At 48.4% G+C, this 16,102-nt stretch carries 20 protein-coding genes and 1 pseudogene; 11 read left to right on the top strand and 10 right to left on the bottom strand.

Going from position 1 to position 16,102, the window contains the following annotated elements; all coding sequences use genetic code 11:
* Window positions 1-142: 142 nt before the first annotated feature.
* From SYN6312_RS09775 to SYN6312_RS09765, 4 genes are all read left to right on the top strand, one after another.
* Window positions 143-373 carry a hypothetical protein gene (locus SYN6312_RS09775; protein WP_015124716.1) on the top strand — a complete coding sequence of 77 codons (231 nt, stop codon included), beginning with the start codon at window positions 143-145 and terminating at the stop codon, window positions 371-373.
* Between the two features lie 4 nt (window positions 374-377).
* Entirely contained in the window at window positions 378-848 is a 471-nt protein-coding gene (locus SYN6312_RS09770; RefSeq protein ID WP_041430806.1) for a DUF29 domain-containing protein, read from the top strand.
* Window positions 849-866: 18 nt separating this feature from the next.
* A complete protein-coding gene (locus SYN6312_RS20745; RefSeq protein WP_015124714.1) occupies window positions 867-995 on the top strand; it encodes a hypothetical protein in 129 nt (42 codons plus the stop codon).
* Between the two features lie 220 nt (window positions 996-1,215).
* Window positions 1,216-1,572, top strand: coding sequence for a hypothetical protein (locus tag SYN6312_RS09765; protein WP_156804772.1), 357 nt, complete (start codon window positions 1,216-1,218; stop codon window positions 1,570-1,572).
* 4 nt (window positions 1,573-1,576) lie between these two features.
* On the opposite strand, the gene SYN6312_RS19370 is transcribed toward SYN6312_RS09765, so the two are convergent.
* Together SYN6312_RS19370 and SYN6312_RS09755 are read right to left on the bottom strand one after the other, a co-directional pair.
* A complete protein-coding gene (locus tag SYN6312_RS19370) occupies window positions 1,577-2,293 on the bottom strand; it encodes a hypothetical protein (protein ID WP_015124713.1) in 717 nt (238 codons plus the stop codon).
* Between the two features lie 304 nt (window positions 2,294-2,597).
* Window positions 2,598-3,020, bottom strand: coding sequence for an SWIM zinc finger family protein (locus SYN6312_RS09755; protein ID WP_015124712.1), 423 nt, complete (start codon window positions 3,018-3,020; stop codon window positions 2,598-2,600).
* 434 nt (window positions 3,021-3,454) lie between these two features.
* Between SYN6312_RS09755 and SYN6312_RS20355 the strand changes: the two genes are divergently transcribed.
* The 4 genes from SYN6312_RS20355 (at window position 3,455) to SYN6312_RS09740 (ending at window position 4,606) form a co-directional block, all read left to right on the top strand.
* Complete coding sequence (locus SYN6312_RS20355; protein ID WP_216594138.1) at window positions 3,455-3,676, top strand: hypothetical protein; 222 nt, start codon at window positions 3,455-3,457, stop codon at window positions 3,674-3,676.
* Window positions 3,676-3,870: a hypothetical protein gene (locus SYN6312_RS09750; RefSeq protein ID WP_015124710.1), complete on the top strand. Its 195-nt coding sequence runs from the start codon at window positions 3,676-3,678 to the stop codon at window positions 3,868-3,870. Before SYN6312_RS20355 ends, SYN6312_RS09750 begins: the two co-directional genes overlap by 1 nt.
* A complete protein-coding gene (locus SYN6312_RS09745; RefSeq protein ID WP_015124709.1) occupies window positions 3,863-4,072 on the top strand; it encodes a hypothetical protein in 210 nt (69 codons plus the stop codon). Before SYN6312_RS09750 ends, SYN6312_RS09745 begins: the two co-directional genes overlap by 8 nt.
* A 306-nt stretch (window positions 4,073-4,378) precedes the next feature.
* Window positions 4,379-4,606 carry an Arm DNA-binding domain-containing protein gene (locus SYN6312_RS09740; protein WP_015124708.1) on the top strand — a complete coding sequence of 76 codons (228 nt, stop codon included), beginning with the start codon at window positions 4,379-4,381 and terminating at the stop codon, window positions 4,604-4,606.
* 251 nt (window positions 4,607-4,857) lie between these two features.
* Here the strand turns inward: SYN6312_RS09740 and SYN6312_RS09735 are convergent, their stop codons facing one another.
* A complete protein-coding gene (locus tag SYN6312_RS09735) occupies window positions 4,858-6,348 on the bottom strand; it encodes an isochorismate synthase MenF (RefSeq protein WP_015124707.1) in 1,491 nt (496 codons plus the stop codon).
* Between the two features lie 223 nt (window positions 6,349-6,571).
* Between SYN6312_RS09735 and menA the strand changes: the two genes are divergently transcribed.
* On the top strand, window positions 6,572-7,525 hold the full coding sequence (gene menA / locus SYN6312_RS09730; protein WP_015124706.1) for a 2-carboxy-1,4-naphthoquinone phytyltransferase: 954 nt from the start codon (window positions 6,572-6,574) through the stop codon (window positions 7,523-7,525).
* Window positions 7,526-7,581: 56 nt separating this feature from the next.
* Here the strand turns inward: menA and SYN6312_RS19360 are convergent, their stop codons facing one another.
* From SYN6312_RS19360 to tsaE, 7 genes are all read right to left on the bottom strand, one after another.
* On the bottom strand, window positions 7,582-9,684 hold the full coding sequence (locus SYN6312_RS19360; RefSeq protein WP_015124705.1) for a cellulose binding domain-containing protein: 2,103 nt from the start codon (window positions 9,682-9,684) through the stop codon (window positions 7,582-7,584).
* 134 nt (window positions 9,685-9,818) lie between these two features.
* Entirely contained in the window at window positions 9,819-10,820 is a 1,002-nt protein-coding gene (locus SYN6312_RS09715; protein WP_015124704.1) for an NAD(P)-dependent alcohol dehydrogenase, read from the bottom strand.
* 339 nt (window positions 10,821-11,159) lie between these two features.
* The gene (locus SYN6312_RS20085) at window positions 11,160-11,777 is read right to left on the bottom strand and encodes a hypothetical protein (protein WP_015124703.1); all 618 of its coding nucleotides are present in this window, start codon (window positions 11,775-11,777) and stop codon (window positions 11,160-11,162) included.
* A 146-nt stretch (window positions 11,778-11,923) separates the two neighbouring features.
* Window positions 11,924-12,286: a hypothetical protein gene (locus tag SYN6312_RS09705; RefSeq protein WP_015124702.1), complete on the bottom strand. Its 363-nt coding sequence runs from the start codon at window positions 12,284-12,286 to the stop codon at window positions 11,924-11,926.
* 151 nt (window positions 12,287-12,437) lie between these two features.
* Window positions 12,438-12,773: an NAD(P)H-quinone oxidoreductase subunit M gene (locus tag SYN6312_RS09700; RefSeq protein WP_015124701.1), complete on the bottom strand. Its 336-nt coding sequence runs from the start codon at window positions 12,771-12,773 to the stop codon at window positions 12,438-12,440.
* 95 nt (window positions 12,774-12,868) lie between these two features.
* Window positions 12,869-14,152, bottom strand: a complete 1,284-nt coding sequence (locus tag SYN6312_RS09695; protein ID WP_015124700.1) for a CHAT domain-containing protein — start codon at window positions 14,150-14,152, stop codon at window positions 12,869-12,871.
* A gap of 159 nt (window positions 14,153-14,311) precedes the next feature.
* The gene (gene tsaE / locus SYN6312_RS09690) at window positions 14,312-14,776 is read right to left on the bottom strand and encodes a tRNA (adenosine(37)-N6)-threonylcarbamoyltransferase complex ATPase subunit type 1 TsaE (RefSeq protein WP_015124699.1); all 465 of its coding nucleotides are present in this window, start codon (window positions 14,774-14,776) and stop codon (window positions 14,312-14,314) included.
* 183 nt (window positions 14,777-14,959) lie between these two features.
* Here tsaE and SYN6312_RS09685 point away from each other — a divergent pair, with 183 nt between their 5' ends.
* Both SYN6312_RS09685 and SYN6312_RS19810 read left to right on the top strand, forming a co-directional pair.
* On the top strand, window positions 14,960-15,673 hold the full coding sequence (locus SYN6312_RS09685) for a heme oxygenase (biliverdin-producing) (RefSeq protein WP_015124698.1): 714 nt from the start codon (window positions 14,960-14,962) through the stop codon (window positions 15,671-15,673).
* 219 nt (window positions 15,674-15,892) lie between these two features.
* Window positions 15,893-16,057 (top strand): annotated as a pseudogene (locus SYN6312_RS19810) (type II toxin-antitoxin system HicB family antitoxin); the annotation flags it as partial.
* Between the last annotated feature and the right edge of the window lie 45 nt (window positions 16,058-16,102).

The following is a 16,102-nucleotide window of genomic DNA, read 5'->3' as shown; positions in this document are numbered from 1 at the left end:
CTTGACTTAAAGATAGCACCGTTAACGGTGATTTAATCCCTTAAAGTCATTGGACTTTTGCCCAAAAAGTACATTCTGCTATTGAATCCAATCAATCCTTGTTAACCGTGATAGTCTGAGATTAACTATTGAGTAATGAGCAATGCCTAATCCTCACCCTATTCAGACACCAGCCCTTAAAGCCAAACAGTTCAAACGACAAGATAATACGACTGAGCCATTAGCCGATAAGGTAGTAGCGGTTAGGCTGCCAGTTCGGGCGTATCGGTTAGTGCGGGCCATGCCTAAACGGGGGGCCTGGTTGCGGCGGGTGATTGTCGAAGCCCTAGAGCGAGAATTTGATTTGCTGATGAAAATTGATGAGCAGGAGTAGAGCTATGCAAACGGTTCAGACCTTATACGAGACAGACTACGCCGATTGGGTAGCGGATACCGTTAGGCGATTAAAGGCGGGTGACTTTGCAGGCCTGGATATGGCGGCGTTGATTGAGGAGGTAGAAAGTTTGGGACGCTCAGAACGCCATGCACTTAAGTCACAGTGGATCAGGGTAATTTTGCATCTCCTTAAGCTAGAGGCACAACCTACCGCAACGGACTATCACAACAGTTGGGTATCGAGTGTCTTGGATGGATTGCAGGAGATTGGTGATTCACTAAAAGACTCACCCAGTTTGAACGGGTATTTACGGTCTAGTGAATCAGAGTGGTATGTCCAGGCAGTGAAAAAAGCCTCAGTGGAGACAAAGCTGCCCCAGGCGCAGTTTCCCGATTCCTGCCCCTATGATGTGTTGGCCTTGATTGAGGGAGATTATCCTGAATCGTTACGCTATTTCTTTGTGATTGAGTAAGCCCAGGCCACACAACGGATGCAGGCCCGTGAGCGGTTGGTAAACAGCTATTACGACATTGCTGAAAATGCCCTTTGGCAAGCGGGTAAGGTTTTGGCTGAGGCTCAAGATGATATGGCTCAATATGGGCCTGGGGGTAAGTTTTAGGCCTGGGTTGAGGCAAAAACAAGGTATAGCAAGGTCACAGCTTACCGACTCATAAATGTGTATCGTTCAATTCCAGAAGTAGTTTGTTCCAATTTGAAACAAACTAAGTCACTTCTCTACGCTTTATCTACCCCTGAATTACCTGAACCCGTCCGTGATGATGCACTTCAAAAGATTGGGCCATGGCCATTTCTTGGATTGGCTTAATTCTGAGTTTGAGATGAGCAAAAGCTCCGCATATAACTTTATCAATGCGGCTAAAGTTTTTGGCGATAAAATTCCAAGCCTTGGAAGTTTTTCGGGGGAAGTCATCTCCGCATTGGCTTCTCCATCTACTCCCCAAGAAGTCCGAGATGAGGTGATTGACAAAGCCAAAGAAGAGGATTCGGTCACGTTGAAAGAGTTAAAGGAACTCAAAGCCAAGCACCAGGTCCTAGTGGCTGAGGCTACCAAGACCCAACAATCGTTAGAGCTTCAGAAAAATGTTTTAACCCAACTCCAACAGGACAAGATTAGCAAATTAACCAAGACTGCTAATTTGCCAACGAAGATTTTTGAGGCTTTTTCAATGCCCTAGGCGTTTATTTGTCATAAAGATACAGGCCTAATCCGAACCGAGCGCAAGCCCTACGAAATGCCATGCTCTCAGCGTTAGAACTTGGATCCCCATAGGATGAGCAATCTAAGCTCTCAGTTCTACTAGCGCACTGCACGATTAACCCATCACTGCAAGGAATGGAGAGGCTACCGACCATGAACAAGGCTTTGTCAGCTAACTCCAATTTGGTAATCTCCCAGGCCCATCCCGGCGCGTACTTATCTAAAATGCGGTTTGCACAATGCCAAGAGATGTAGGTTAAATCCTTCCCACCCTCGCGGCGAGTTGAAAGCAGTGATTGGGGCAATGGCCGGGATAAGGCAGCTTGAATCTGTTTGAGACTCCATTGTCCAGGCGCAGAAGGTGGCTCAAGTTGATCGCCAGTGGTGGTGGCTACCACAGCATTTTTAGGAACCGGTGCGGGTGAGTTGACTTGCTCAATCACGAAAATGTCATGATGCAGCTTATTTTTGTCATCGTACCGGGGGCGCAACTCGACAATATCCCCGGCCATGTAAAGGCTTGAATCTTCAGAGGATAGGTTCTTCCAGATTTTGCTATCGGGGTTATCGTCATCCGCAATGCTCAAATCACGGAATAGGATACCGACATAGTGGACATCTCCATACTTAGATGGCTTGGGTTCAGAGATGTAAGCGACACGGGCTTGAATCGGGGTGGTGGCTATAGTTGCGTTCATTCATCATTCTCCATTGGTTAGATGGGGGTTTAGCCTCCCCCCAGGCCTGGTAATTACTGTGGGCAATCTTCTAAAACTTCAGGTGGGGCGGCACATTCTAAACAATCCCAATACTCGGATTCATGGACATCATCAAACATGAACAGTTCACGGTCTAACTCAGATTGAAGACGGTCTTCATCTTGCTATTCACGAAGGTTATTGATGTATTGCTCGTAAGTCATTTATTATTGAAATTCCTATCTAATTTTAGCGTTAATTACTATTAGTTTGATAAGGATATAAGCCTTACTCTTAATTACTATTAGCCATTGACATAATCTGCTAATGAGTTGTAACCGAGATGGTTAAGAGTGGCGTAACAGTGTTTGCAGCAAGCCTTTTTCATTACGGCGGCCTGAGTTTGGAAGTCTTGACAAGTACAAGTCAATTTATTGGTCAGGTATTGAACCAAGTAGGCAGTCTCACCACTGCTAGAGCACACCATGTACTCTCCAGTCTCAAAAGGCACTTTCACCACGTCCAGGCCAACAGCCCCAGCTTTACGGAACGCTACGAATTGATGCTTAAAGGCAGCTTTAGATGCAAACCGAGAAAATAACCCTTTAGCGTGGAGATAAACCACATTGGCCCAAACTTCAATCACCAAACCTTTGATCTTATTGCCCATGATCCGGGCGGCATTAGCGGCGGTGTAAATGAGGTCAGTAGCGGTTTTGGTGGTCATAATGGAAAAGCCTCTTAGTGGGTAGAGAGAGACTTGGTGCTTGGCGGTGCGGGTCTCCCTTTGTTTTGGAAAAGTGGGAGATTTTCTTGCCCCTCTCCCTAGGACACCCTGACTACCAGGGGCACGCTCTTGGCGTGGGAGCCGTTCACCCGGCATCGGTTTGGCGTATCGCCTCCCCTTGAATATTTACAATATAACTCAGTCACTGAGATATTCTTATTTAATAAATCATTGACTTATCTCGGTAACTGAGTTAGCTTCAATACACTATGCTTATCTTAGTTACTGTGTTAGTCTGTCTAGTAACCGAGATAAGAGTGTCTATGCCTAATCCAAACCCTAGAACCGAGTTTCTTAGGCCCTACAAGGCAGTTGGGGCTTTACCGTCAGAGCCACTAGGGGATAGGCCCCTGGCAGTCAAAGTTGGTCAATCAGTGCTTAAGGCAGTCATGGCCTTAGATCGTCCTAAGCGAATCACTTGGTTAAGGACGGTCATCACTGAAGCTGCACAGCGTGAACTTATGGGCAATGCTTCCCAAGCCGGCCTGGATGCCACAGCCGATGATGTTCCCAATTTGGGAGCAACTACCAGGACTTGTGATGCAGCTCCATCAGTTCAAAAACGTAGGGGGCGAAAACCCAGAGGAGAAAGCTAATGAGTGAGCCAACCTTAGAGCAATTAAAAGCGTTCTATAGGGTGGTCTATCAGTTGGTGAGATTATCCACGGTCATTATTTTTGTGGAGTTGCCAGAGGATAAATCCCTCTATGTTTACACCGGCCGGGATGATAACCCACTATCTCGGTCTATTTTGTCCATCAACCCAGAGGGAAATATTAGCTATGTCTAATGTTCTTGACCTAACCCAACTGACTACCCAACAACTCACTAACTTGCTGTGGGATGTTAAAGGCACTCCCCAGGCCACGGCGGTTTATGAGGAACTACGAAGCCGACCTCCCCGGTTAAGCCTGAATCTTGATGACCTGGCCTGGGAGCAGAAATTTCAGACGTTTTTTAGCTCAATCCAAACAGGAGAAAAGACAAGTTAGGCGTTTTCAGATTGCAATGTGTCCCGGATTGTGTCCCGGATACTTTATTGAGAATCCTTGAAGTGACTATTGGGTAAGGTTCACAGCGTTTAATGTCTCTTCAATGGCATTGAAGGGGTCAGCGGTTCAAATCCGCTTAGCTCCATAGGTTGGGGAACCTATACACAGTAAGGCTTTTGGGAATTCCAAACAACTTCTAAAGGTCATTTTGATTGTCAATAGGACAACAGATAAAGACCGTTATGGGTTGTTTGGGGTTGTAGTTTTACCCCGAAATTTACCCCGTAGAGCAAAGCTCGTTCGCAGATGTCTAAAGTCGCGACTGAGAAACACGGAACCCGGTTGCGGCTCCGTTGGCAGTATTTAGAAAAGCGATACACCTTAGCGGTGGGGATGTCAGACTCCGTAGTTGGGCGTTCCAGAGCAAAGCAGATTGCGGGTCGGATTGAGCAGGATATAGGCACTGGACATTTTGACCAAACCCTTTTGGCATATACCCGGAAACTGGGTAAGACTCGAACTGAGCTAAGGTGAAATGTATCGCCTTTATATTCCCAGTATCCCGCTCTTGCTTGGAATGGCTATATCACTTTATTGATGATGATCAAATTGTTGAGATACACAAAGATTCAAGGCAATTAGCTTGTGTATTGTAGACATTACAAATAAGAAGTAAATGAGTCATTATGAGTGGCTTCACGAGTGATCATGCGTAGAGATTACAGCCAATTTAGTGGGGCTGAACATCCCGATGAATCTTATGCACCAGCAGCGAAATTTGTGATTTAACTCGAGCCGGTCAATGCGGTTAGCAAAGTTTTTAATTTCAGTAGAATTTCTTCCCATTCCCGTTCTGGCTCTGACCCTGCTACGATACCTGCGCCCCCATAGACCCTGGCTTCTTTCCCAGATAGCAATGCAGAACGAATTCCAACAATAAATTCTCCTTCTCCAGTGGCATTGATCCAGCCTAGGGGAGCCGCATAAAGACCCCGTTCCCAATCTTCTTGGTTGACTAGGTGTTGACAGGCTTGATGTTGGGGATGCCCTGCAACCGCTGGTGTCGGATGTAAACGAGTGACAATATCCAAAATGTGAACTTCGGCTCCTACCCAGGCCTGGATCAGGGTTTGTAAGTGTTGAATGTTAGCCAAACGGAGGAGAGTTGGTTGAGTAGGAATCATAATTTGACTCGTAAACTCCCCCAAGGCCTGACGCAGAAAATCAACAATAACCTGATGCTCACGGAGGTCTTTTTGACTTTGCTGTAGTTCCAGGCCAAGGCGTTGATCCACCTCCGCCTGTTGATCACGGGGGGCAGAACCCGCCAAGGCATCCACCCGAATATGTCCTGCGGCTAAACTCACTAAACGCTCTGGGCTGGCCCCAATAAATGTTTGTCCTTGGCCATTGCTAATACTAAAGCTGTAACAACTGGGATAGGTTTGGCGGAGATGGTGTACGGTAGGCAAGCCTTGGAGGTCTTGATTGGCACGAATATCTATGGCACAGGCCAAAACTAATTTTTCTAAGGTTCCAGTCGCGATTTTCTGGAGGGCCTGTTGGACTTGGGTTTGAAAAGCCTGGGCCTGGGCATCAAGGTTGGGTAAGGTGAGACTCAGTTTTGGAGGCAAGGGGACGGATAAGGGGGTTTGGAGCGTTTGCCAGGCCATCCATAGTTCTTTAATCAATCCCTGCCAGGCCTGATCATTACGAGGGCGTTCACTAGTTAAGGTTAAGGTTGTTCCTTGGTCAGTTTGGGCCAGTTGCCAGCGAGGAAGAACGGCCCAGGCCACAGGAAATCCAGGCGTTGTGGTTGGATGCTTTAAACCTGAGTGATGGGCCTGATCAAAGAAACTAAACGTACAGAATATTCGTGTTCCCGTTAGGCCAGGTAGTAGCGGATCGAGTCCCTGATTGAGGGGCCAATCGGGAGTCATAGGGGTGAGATCCGCCAGAGTTTGTTGACTAAAGAGACGGATTTGATCAAAGCGGTCAGGGGCCTGGGCCTGGAAATCATGAAGAACCTCAACACCAAGAATGACCTGATGAGTATGAGGATGCTCCAAATAAAAATGCCAGGGATGGGGACTATGACAATAGGTTAACAAGGCTGAGAGCGCGACTAAGGTGTCTAGTTCCGGTAGGGGTAAAGTCAAACTCACCCAGGTTGTATCGATCTGGCTTCGCTCGGGAATTGCAGCTAACCACTCGGCCACTTCTGGATCGCCCAGACCTGGGGAAATGGTCGTATAGGGAAGGGGTGAGACGGGCATATCATGTCACCCATATGGAGATGCAAAGGGTCGGTCGCGAGCGGGAATAGGGGCAAGTCCGAGGAAACTTGGTAGGCATTATCTTTAACATCTCTAGGTGTTTGGAAGCGTTACTCTATCGTCACCGATGAGGACAAGGAAATCAGGCTGCTGTTATCCGATCGTGAAGGGTTCACCTCTCCATCGTAAAATTGTAGGGCTTTCTACGGTAAGGGATTATCAGATGGCTTCCACAAATCAGCCTTGGTCGCCGGAATCAGACTCAGCCGCAACGTCCCCTGCCTTGGCCCCAGCCCCAACGCCCTCCCGCAAACTTTGGTGGGCCGCCCTCAAACCGCCAATGTATAGTGTGGCTGTAATGCCGATTTGGGGGGGTACGGCCCTGGCCTGGCACTTAGAGAAAACCCTGAACGGGCCTGTTTTTGCGACATTTTTAGGGGCGGCAGTGCTGATCCTGGCCTGGTTGAATTTAACCAATGATGTCTTTGATTCTGAGACCGGGATTGATCAAAATAAACATCATTCGATTGTCAACCTAACGGGCCGCAAAACCCTGATTTTTTGGATTGCTAATCTTTGTTTGGGGTTGGGACTCGTTTCTTTAGCAATTTTATCGGTACTCCAAGGGAATTTTGTCGTCTTTGGATTAGTTCTCCTCTGCTGTGGGTTGGGATATACCTATCAGGGGCCACCCTTTCGATTGGGGTATCTGGGCCTGGGAGAGCCGATCTGTTTTGTCACCTTTGGCCCCCTTGCGGTTGCGGCAGCCTACTATAGCCAGGCCCAGAGCTGGACTCCGCTAATCTGGCCGGTAGGGATGATCATTGGCCTAACAACAACGTTAATTTTGTTCTGCTCGCATTTTCATCAAGTGGAGGATGACTTAGCTGCGGGGAAATATTCACCCATTGTCCGGATCGGGACAAAAACTGGGGCGGTCGTTACCCAAATTATGATTGGCTTGGTATTTGGCTTAACGGTGTTAGGGTGGGGCCTGGGACAGTTTCCTGTAACCGTGTTGTTAGTTTTGGCAAGTTTACCCTGGGGGATCTACCTGGGGCAGTATGTGCAGCGATACCATGACACTCCCAGCATGATTCAATCCTCTAAATTTATTGCTGTGAGTCTCCATTTTTGGAGTGGCCTGTTGCTGGGCCTGGGATGGATTTGGGCCTAGTTTGCTTGAAGCCTTAAATCCGATATCGCCTTTTTCCCTCTAGTTTTGGCAATAGGCTAAATCACAATAATGTCGCTGGCAGTCAAAGATAGCTTATTAGTCAAAGTAGCAATTTGAGTCGCCGCGGTTCCCCCTAATCCATCGGGATCAAAGAATAAGGCTCCTGTACTCTGGTTGTAAATAAAGCGTTGGGCTGTACTGGTCGCTACGGTTCCTAAAACAAACCGATTACTGGGTAATATACCTGCTCCTAAACCCCCACCAAAGCCAGATGCCAAGACTTGGATCTTATCCGTGTTGCCCATCCCTTTACTGAAGTCGGAGATCGTGTCCATACCCTCTGTCCGGCTATTAAACCGAAAGTAATCATGGCCTGGGCCACCCATAAGCAGATCATTGCCTGGCCCGCCAATGAGCGTATCGTTACCTGCGCCCCCAATCAGCCGATCCGCACTAAGGCCTCCATTGAGAGTATTGTTGCCTACATTGCCCGTAATCGTATTAGCTAAACTATTGCCTGTCCCGTTGATATTGGCCGACCCAGTGAGAATTAGATTTTCGACATTGGCTGAGAGCGAGTAGGAAATTGTCCCGCGGACGGTATCAACTCCAGCATTTACCGCTTCAACCACAACATCCCCAACGTTATCGACCACATAAGTATCATCACCCAGGCCCCCAATCAGCCGATCTGCACCCACCCGTCCATCCAGATAATTATTGCCTGGCCCGCCGATGAGTGTGTCATTCCCAGATGTACCCATTAGGGTCAGAGGGCTTGAACCAGGGCCAATCAAAACCGTTGCCCCCACCTTGAGGCTAATCAACTGAAAATCATTATTCTGCACCACTTGGACTGGATCATGACTCGCAGCCGTTGCGCCAAACCCAAAGCTAACTTTGCTATTAGCCGCTAACTGCCCATTCCAAGACTCATGGGTAACCCGATATTCATAGAGGCCACCTGTTAAAGTTGTTTCCGTGTATTTGCCATTCCAAAGACTGGTGATCCGGTGATAAGTCCGAAAAACAAACTCCCAACCTGTACCCGCTACACCTGAGTTCATCAGTGTCACTTCAGCCGTAAATCCAGTCCCCCACCCTGTCCCCGTAAAATTCACGTTGGCCTTGGCTGGATTGGGGTTGATCGGGGGGGGTGTAATCGGGTCTATCGGATCCGTGGGTGGCTGCCAAGGTGTGCCAGTTCCCGGAACTCCATCATAGGGGGCAAAGAGTTTGGCAAATTCCCAAGGAGTTTGGTTAATTGAACTGTGATTGTAGGTGGCAGGAGAATTAAAGTTGCCATTGGCTGGAGCCTGGTCACGGCCGATTGACCACATGGACATCATCCCAATGCCCACCGACTCGGCAAAATTAAAGACCTTGAGGGCATCGGCCTGGGTAAACACTTCTGTGGCGATGTCATTGCGGCCAATCATTGGAGTGAGGCCAATTTTGCCCCAGGCCTGGGCATTGGTTAGGGATATTCCCACACTGGCATAGAGGGATTTTACCTGGGCCTGAGTACTTCTGGCTGCTTTGATGGTGTAGTCGCCCATTGTTCCTTGGCTGGGGGGTGCTTCATTGGCCCCAAAGTTCATGGCCATGATGTTGATCAAGTTCAAATTCACCCCGGCCTGGAGAGCAGAGCGCACCACATTTAAGCCATCAGGGGTAAGGCCACTGGGGAGTACAGGTAAGGTAAGGCGAATATCAAGATTAATTCCCTTTGCTGCATACTCTTTTTGAAGTTCAGCTAGGGCCTGACTCCGGCGAGCAATCGAGACAGGATCGGCAACGGCGGCCCCTTCAATGTCAAAATCTAGGCGGGTGACTCCATAGGCATCAATGACTTGACGATAGGCATTTTTTGCTTCTGTAACAGTCTTGGCAACTTCCGCAAGTTCCCGCCCAAAGGCTCCCCCAAAGGAAAGAATGACATCCCCACCAATGGCCCGGAGGGCGTTAATTTGTGACTTGAAAAAGCTCTGGTTGACACTATAGGCCCCATAGCCACCCCAGGCCCCCCGGGCTAAATTACCATCTTCCGCCGTAATAAACGCCAGGTTAAAACTTTTTACCCCCGTTTGGCGGGCAATATCCCCTAAATTGGGAGTTGGCCATAGGGCAATATCCACATAGGGGGCAAATTCTGCCATGATCATCGCTCCAAGGATGAGAAGTAGGAACCCATTTATAACCTGTTTGGAAGGCTAACAGCAGGTTAAGAATAGTTTTTTTGACGGCTTTCCTTGCCCTGAGTTCCCTTAGCTCAAATTGTTTTAATGCCGACTTAATGCCGAAGAACAACCCGATAACGCGCCTTACCTGCTTCTAAATGGGCAATGGCTTCATTCACTTGTGCCAAGGAAAAATACTCTGTCACCGGAGCAATGTCATGGCGGGCGGCAAAATCTAGCATCTTGGCAACGGTGGTTGGACTCCCTAAGGGACTGCCAGAGATAGACTTCTGCCCAACAATCAGGGGAAACACATGGGAGGACACTGGATTTGGAGCAACCCCAACAAAATGTAATCGTCCTTTGGGGCGCAGCGCGTTGATATAGGCACTCCAATCGAGATCAGCATTGACGGTGGAAATAATTAAATCAAAGGAATTGGCCACTGCCTCTAGGGCATCCGCATTCCGAGAGTTAACCACATGATTAGCTCCTAGGCTTTGCAACTCTTCTGTTTTATCGGGATTACTGGAAAATGCCGTCACCTCACAGCCCCAGGCCCGGAGAAACTGCAACGCCATGTGACCCAGGCCGCCAATGCCAATCACGCCAACGGAATCTGTGGGTTGAACATCAAACTGGACAATCGGATTAAACACTGTAATCCCGCCACAAAATAGGGGGCCGACTTTAGCCGCATCCAGGCCCTCAGGCAAAACCGTCACCCACTCTTGATGGGCCCGCACCCGATCCGCAAAGCCCCCATACCGGCCCACGATGGTTTGTTCAGCGGTTTGACAAAGATTATGATTCCCGGACATACACCATTGACAATGCAAACAGGAATGGGAAAACCAACCCAGGCCAACCGATTGCCCCACTTGTAACGTTGTGACATTATCCCCGATGACCGCAATTTTCCCCACTACCTCATGGCCGGGTACAAGCGGGTATTGGCTGATGCCCCACTCGTTGTTGATCATGCTCAGATCACTATGACAGAGGCCGCAATAGTCCACGGCAATTTCGACCGCGTCTGGGGGCAATGGGCCGGGATCATAGCTAAAGGGCTGAAGTTGACCACCGGGTTCATGGGCTGCATAGGCCTGGATCATAGGATTGATATCTCAATGAGGATTGAAGCTGTTGTGATTTTGCCCCATAGACCCTATATCTGGGTTAACGGACAAGTATCAACCATAAATCTTGATATTACTTAGGACTTGGAGAGTTTTCTTAATCGTTCGACAGGTCTGTCAACTCTTAAATGTTGAAGAGCATCTACAAATTGTCACTATCCAAAACTATAGCGTTAGACAGACTGCCCTAGAGGCGGGAGAATCTTGAAGGCTGACCGATCTTTCTGGGGCAAACTATGTCAACAACTGTTTTTTAACTTGTGCCTGTCTAGCCTGAAATCGGTAACACGATATCCCCTCAATCACGGATGCAGTTTACTTGACCTCACCTCTTAACCAAGGGCCACATTCTTTTTGGAGGCCTTGGAGGGTCAGATTAGGGTAATTCTCCGCTTCAAAGGCTTCGGCTTCAACGGGAATTTCTTCTGGTGCATAGCTGTGGTTTTGGCGAAGATTCAGTATAGTGCGCCGACTGACTTGTAGCCCCACCGGAATTAGGGTATTCGCGCCTTGCCCCGCGGCAAAACAGGCCTGGACAATATGCCACCCTTCATGACGCAGTGTTTCCAAAAAGATACCCCAATGGGCCACCGCAGATGGGCGCAAGACCAAAACATCCTGGGTCACGTTGTAAGAGCCATAATTCCCATCCTGACTGGAGCGCAGATAAACTTCGGTACCCGTTTGGAGGATGGTGGTTAGCAGGGCATAGGCTTCTTTTTCTTCAGGGCCTTGGAGTTGGAAGCGTTGGGGATCTTGGCCCGGCCGATAGACTAAATCAAACAAGGCCTGAATGTCTGTATCATCGCTAATCTGAATCCGGCGGGTTTGGGCCTGGGCGAACGTAGCGCTAGTCAAAATTGTCAGGGTGGTCAGGGTTACTCCCAGACAGGCCTGGTAAAACCCACGGGGGATCAGCCGAGAAATGGACATGGAGAGTTCAACAATTGGGGGGTGAAACTATGATAACGACCCAGCCCACTAATCATTTGTTTCCTGAGCCAGCAGCGTAATCGGCTCTCAGTTCTGGCCGAAGAACCCCAAATATCAATTTATTTTTATTTTCAAAAGAATAAAGGCTATCCCCGAGCCAGAGGGGGTTGATTGCGCAGGGCCCGTAAGGCATTCAAACAGAGGGGACAATCACACCCAAAAAGCTGCACCGCAGTATTGCTTTCCTCTTCTGTAAATTCCAAGATGGCATTGGGGTCAATCACGGTAGTGCGAGTTTTAGCCATCTCAACTGCGGGGCCGGAGGCCTGGTTGGCGCGGGTACAAACAAGCTGAAATTTGCTGTGGGGACTGGGGATACAAATCTGGTTCTCAGGGGACGGGACAGGGATAGTAATGGCGGTTTGTGCTAATGCCGGTTTAACAGAGGCCAAAAGACTAAAAGCCGACACTAACAGCGTGGGACTGGTCATGAGCACTAAGCGCAACATAAGCAATTTCCTGAGAGTCTTGAAACGTTTAAGGTATTAATGAACCTAACCGAGTTAATAGTAAGTCACTAACACCATTGCTACGGATAATACCAGGGCAGTTGGGGTTTGATGCAGTCTGGAGAAGCCTAGCCTGACATCAAGGCTGGAATTAGCTTTCGGCTAAGCGAGGTAATCCCATGCTGTAGTTCTGGACTCGAGAGTTGAGGTTGTAGCTAATTTCGCCCTTGAGTAAGAGGTTGCGAATAAAGTGCTCCAAATCAGAGCCAATCCGGCGGATGTTGTATTCGATTAAGTCTTCCCCTTTGTAGCTGGCAACCAATTCACTAAATTTTTGCTCAACTTGGGCAATGGCCTCGGGGTTCCAAGTCAGTTCATTGTCAGGATCAATATTGAGGGTGAGACTATCCGTAGCTGGTGTAAGTTCCCCCTCATTGACGGTTGCAGCATAGATATGGATATGGCGGGTGGTTGACTTCAGGAGCATAGGGCTAATGATCCATTCCAAGGGAATTGTATGTGCGATTTTAGCATGGGCCGTTATGGGGATCATATCTATGTTTTTTAGGTTATCCATAGAAATCACCAAGGGCTACCAATCATCGTAAAGCCAGCCCAATAGTATGGAGCTTGAAATTCCGGATTTTGCTGGAGTTTTTGTTGGGCATGACGCAGAGCTAAGGCTTTGTAGGGGGCGTTTTTTAAATCTGCGTAGAAGGCTTTCATCAGTTCAAAGGTGGCCTGGTCACTGACTTGCCATAAGCTCCCTAGGGCTGATTTCACCCCGGCCTGTAGCGCAAGCCCCGCAAATCCGAGTTCGGCTTGTTCATCGCCTAAAGCAGTTTGACAGGCACTCAGAACCAATAGTTCCGCAGGCGGCCGGCCGAGATCTAAGCTGGGCAGTTGGTTCAGGCGGACAGAATCCTCTTGCCAAAGTTGAATAAAGGAGTTGTTCACCTTTCCGGGTTGAAACATGGCATGGGTTGCTAGATGCACAATGGGATAGCCGCGCCTCTGTCGTTCTTGACGCAGATTTTTAACGGTAAAGTCCTGATTTATTAGGGTTGGGCCACCCCAGAGGTCTTGAATGGTTTTGAGTTCGGCTGGGACATTGGGGAGAGGCGAGAAGTTGAGAAACTCAGAAGCTCCCATCGCCAAAACTTGGCTATTTTTTAAGGACTTATAGCGAACATCCGTTAAGTCAAAACCAGGAATCAGACTCATGTTAAATCGCTCAATCAGAAACTTTTTGCCATCAAATAAAGCTGCCCAAGGTAAGGAGCGTAAACCAGGCCCGACACAGAACAACAGGGTATCCACTTGGTCTTTAGCCAGTTGAGCTTCCAGAGGCTTAATCCACCAGTCATAGAGTGTTTGTCCACTGCTGAGATAGGCTCTGGTGAATTGGGTCCGCGGGTCAGAAACATTCCGGCGAAAGGTATTCATGACCTGATTCATTTCTACCTGAGAGACAGCGGGCTGGGTGATGAGGATCGGGGGAGAGGCCCAAGTGCTGACTAACAAGGCAAATTCATTTTCATGGATAAAGAGGTGGAGGACAGCGGCCCGGCTACCATTTTGCCGTTGAATCCTGGTCAAGGTGCGCTGAATGTATTGGGGAGTGTAGGTTTTGCCTTGGATATTCCGTTGAAAGTAGCTGGCATATTCCTGCCGCCAACCATTTTCCTTTAGGGCGACAAAATCAACGGCACTGAGTCCTCGCCGATAGTCTTGTCCCGATGCTGGGGCGGTTGCTTGACTAGAGATGACTGGGGATGCCGCCAGGCCAAGGATGAGACTCAAAGCAAGGACAAATAAACCTCCGTATAAGCGAAGTCGCCATTGCCGAAAAAGGGTTGCCAGCATAAATCTTGCCCCAGTTGAGAGTTAACTGTTGCTACTGATATTAAAGGATGCTCCTGATGAAAACCCGTCATGATTAGGGGTTAAAGCTTGGAAACCTGTGGTGCAGTCCGCCGATCCTCCTATCCTCAAGGATTTCAGCCTACAATCTTTGTCAAAGTTTTAATCGTTAATGACTTGCCAGGCCAATGCTCGCTGCCCTTCATCAACAGCCGTCAACTGAAGCTCAATCACTGGCCCAGGGATTAAGAAAACCTGAGCTAAGGTCTTTGGCCACTCAATTGCCACCAGACCCAAGGGAAAGTCCTCCCCCTGCCAGTACAACTCAGGATGAAGTGCCAGGATTTCCGGTTCTGACAGGCGATAGAGATCGAAGTGATAAAGGGGTAAACGTCCCTCAAAATATTCCTGGATTAGGGTGAAGGTGGGACTGACAATCGGGTCGCTAATTCCTAGACCCAGGCCCAGGCCTTGGACAAAGGTGGTTTTGCCGCTGCCTAAATCTCCATTCAGTAAAATTGTTGTTCCCGCGGGTAGATTCTCTCCCCAAGATTGGGCGAGGGCCTGGAGTTCCATTTGCGTCAAAATCATCGGGTTAGACCGCAGAGAAAGGGAGTGCAGGAGCATAGCTAAAGCAGGGGGATGGGGCAGTAATAATTAATTAATGTCGGGTAATGCCAGCGGAGAGAACTTAAAAATTTTTAACAAAAGGTACTGACATCTCGGTTTAGGCTAGACATTAGGGCTACAAAGCTGAAAGCCATATAAACATTTTTTGCAAACCTTAACGCATCAATGGAACGGTTAACAATGAGCAGCAATTTAGCAATGCAACTTCGGGAAGGCACCAAAAAGGCTCACACGATGGCGGAAAACGTGGGCTTTGTCCGTTGCTTCCTCAAAGGGACGGTGGAAAAAAACTCCTACCGCAAGCTGGTTGCCTCCTTGTATTTTGTTTACAGTGCCATTGAAGAGGAAATGCAGCGGTTGCAAGCTGATCCGATCATCAGCAAAATCTATTTTCCCGAACTCAACCGGAAACATAGCCTCGAACGGGACTTAGCCTTTTACTTTGGCCCCAACTGGCGCGAACAAATCAGCCCCTCCCCGGCAACCCAGGCCTATGTGGCTCGGATTCATGAAATTGCTCAATCGGCTCCAGAACTCTTGATTGCGCATTCCTATACTCGCTATATGGGAGATCTCTCTGGAGGACAAATTCTCAAAGGGATTGCAGAGCGGGCCATGAACCTCACCGAGGGCGGCACTGCGTTTTACACTTTTGAAACCATCACCGATGAAAAAGCCTTTAAAGCAAACTATCGCCAGACCCTTGATGACCTGGGCCTGGATGATGCCACCATTACTCGGATTGTGGAAGAAGCTAACGATGCTTTTGGGATGAATATGCGCTTGTTCCAAGAACTCGAAGGCAACCTAATCAAAGCCATTGGGCAGTTGTTGTTTAATTCCTTGACTCGCCGGAAAATGCAAGGCAGCACTGAATTGGCCACCGCTGAGTAACCCATCTATCTGGCTCCAGGCCGCAACTAAGCTCTGAAACTGAATGATTTAACGGGAGAGGTGATTTTTCCATCTCTCCTTTTTGTGCAAGGTAGGATCAATAGACATCTCCAGAAATGAAGCTAGAACCTTTATGGGGCATGGATCAAAATCAGGTTATTGGAGATGTCTAATAGACATGACAAAATCCTAGCAGTATGGATGTTGTAAGTTAATTTCATGAAAATTAAAGTCGTCATTTGGCAAGAGGATGGGGTCTGGTGTGGTTCTGTGCCAGCTTTACCCGGTTGTCACACTTGGGGTGAAAGCTATGAAGAACTCTTAGAAATGCTCAAGGAGGCCATTATTGGCTGGTTGGAGGTTGCCAGTGAAGATAGCAATATGGAGGTCGATTCTGAAAAGCAACTTGTTGAATTATCCTTGTCAAGT

The sequence above is a fragment of the Synechococcus sp. PCC 6312 genome (assembly GCF_000316685.1).
Classification (GTDB): Bacteria; Cyanobacteriota; Cyanobacteriia; order Thermosynechococcales; family Thermosynechococcaceae; genus Pseudocalidococcus.
Note: the sequence above shows the minus strand (reverse complement) of the source record. Positions and strands in the feature narration are given on the sequence as shown.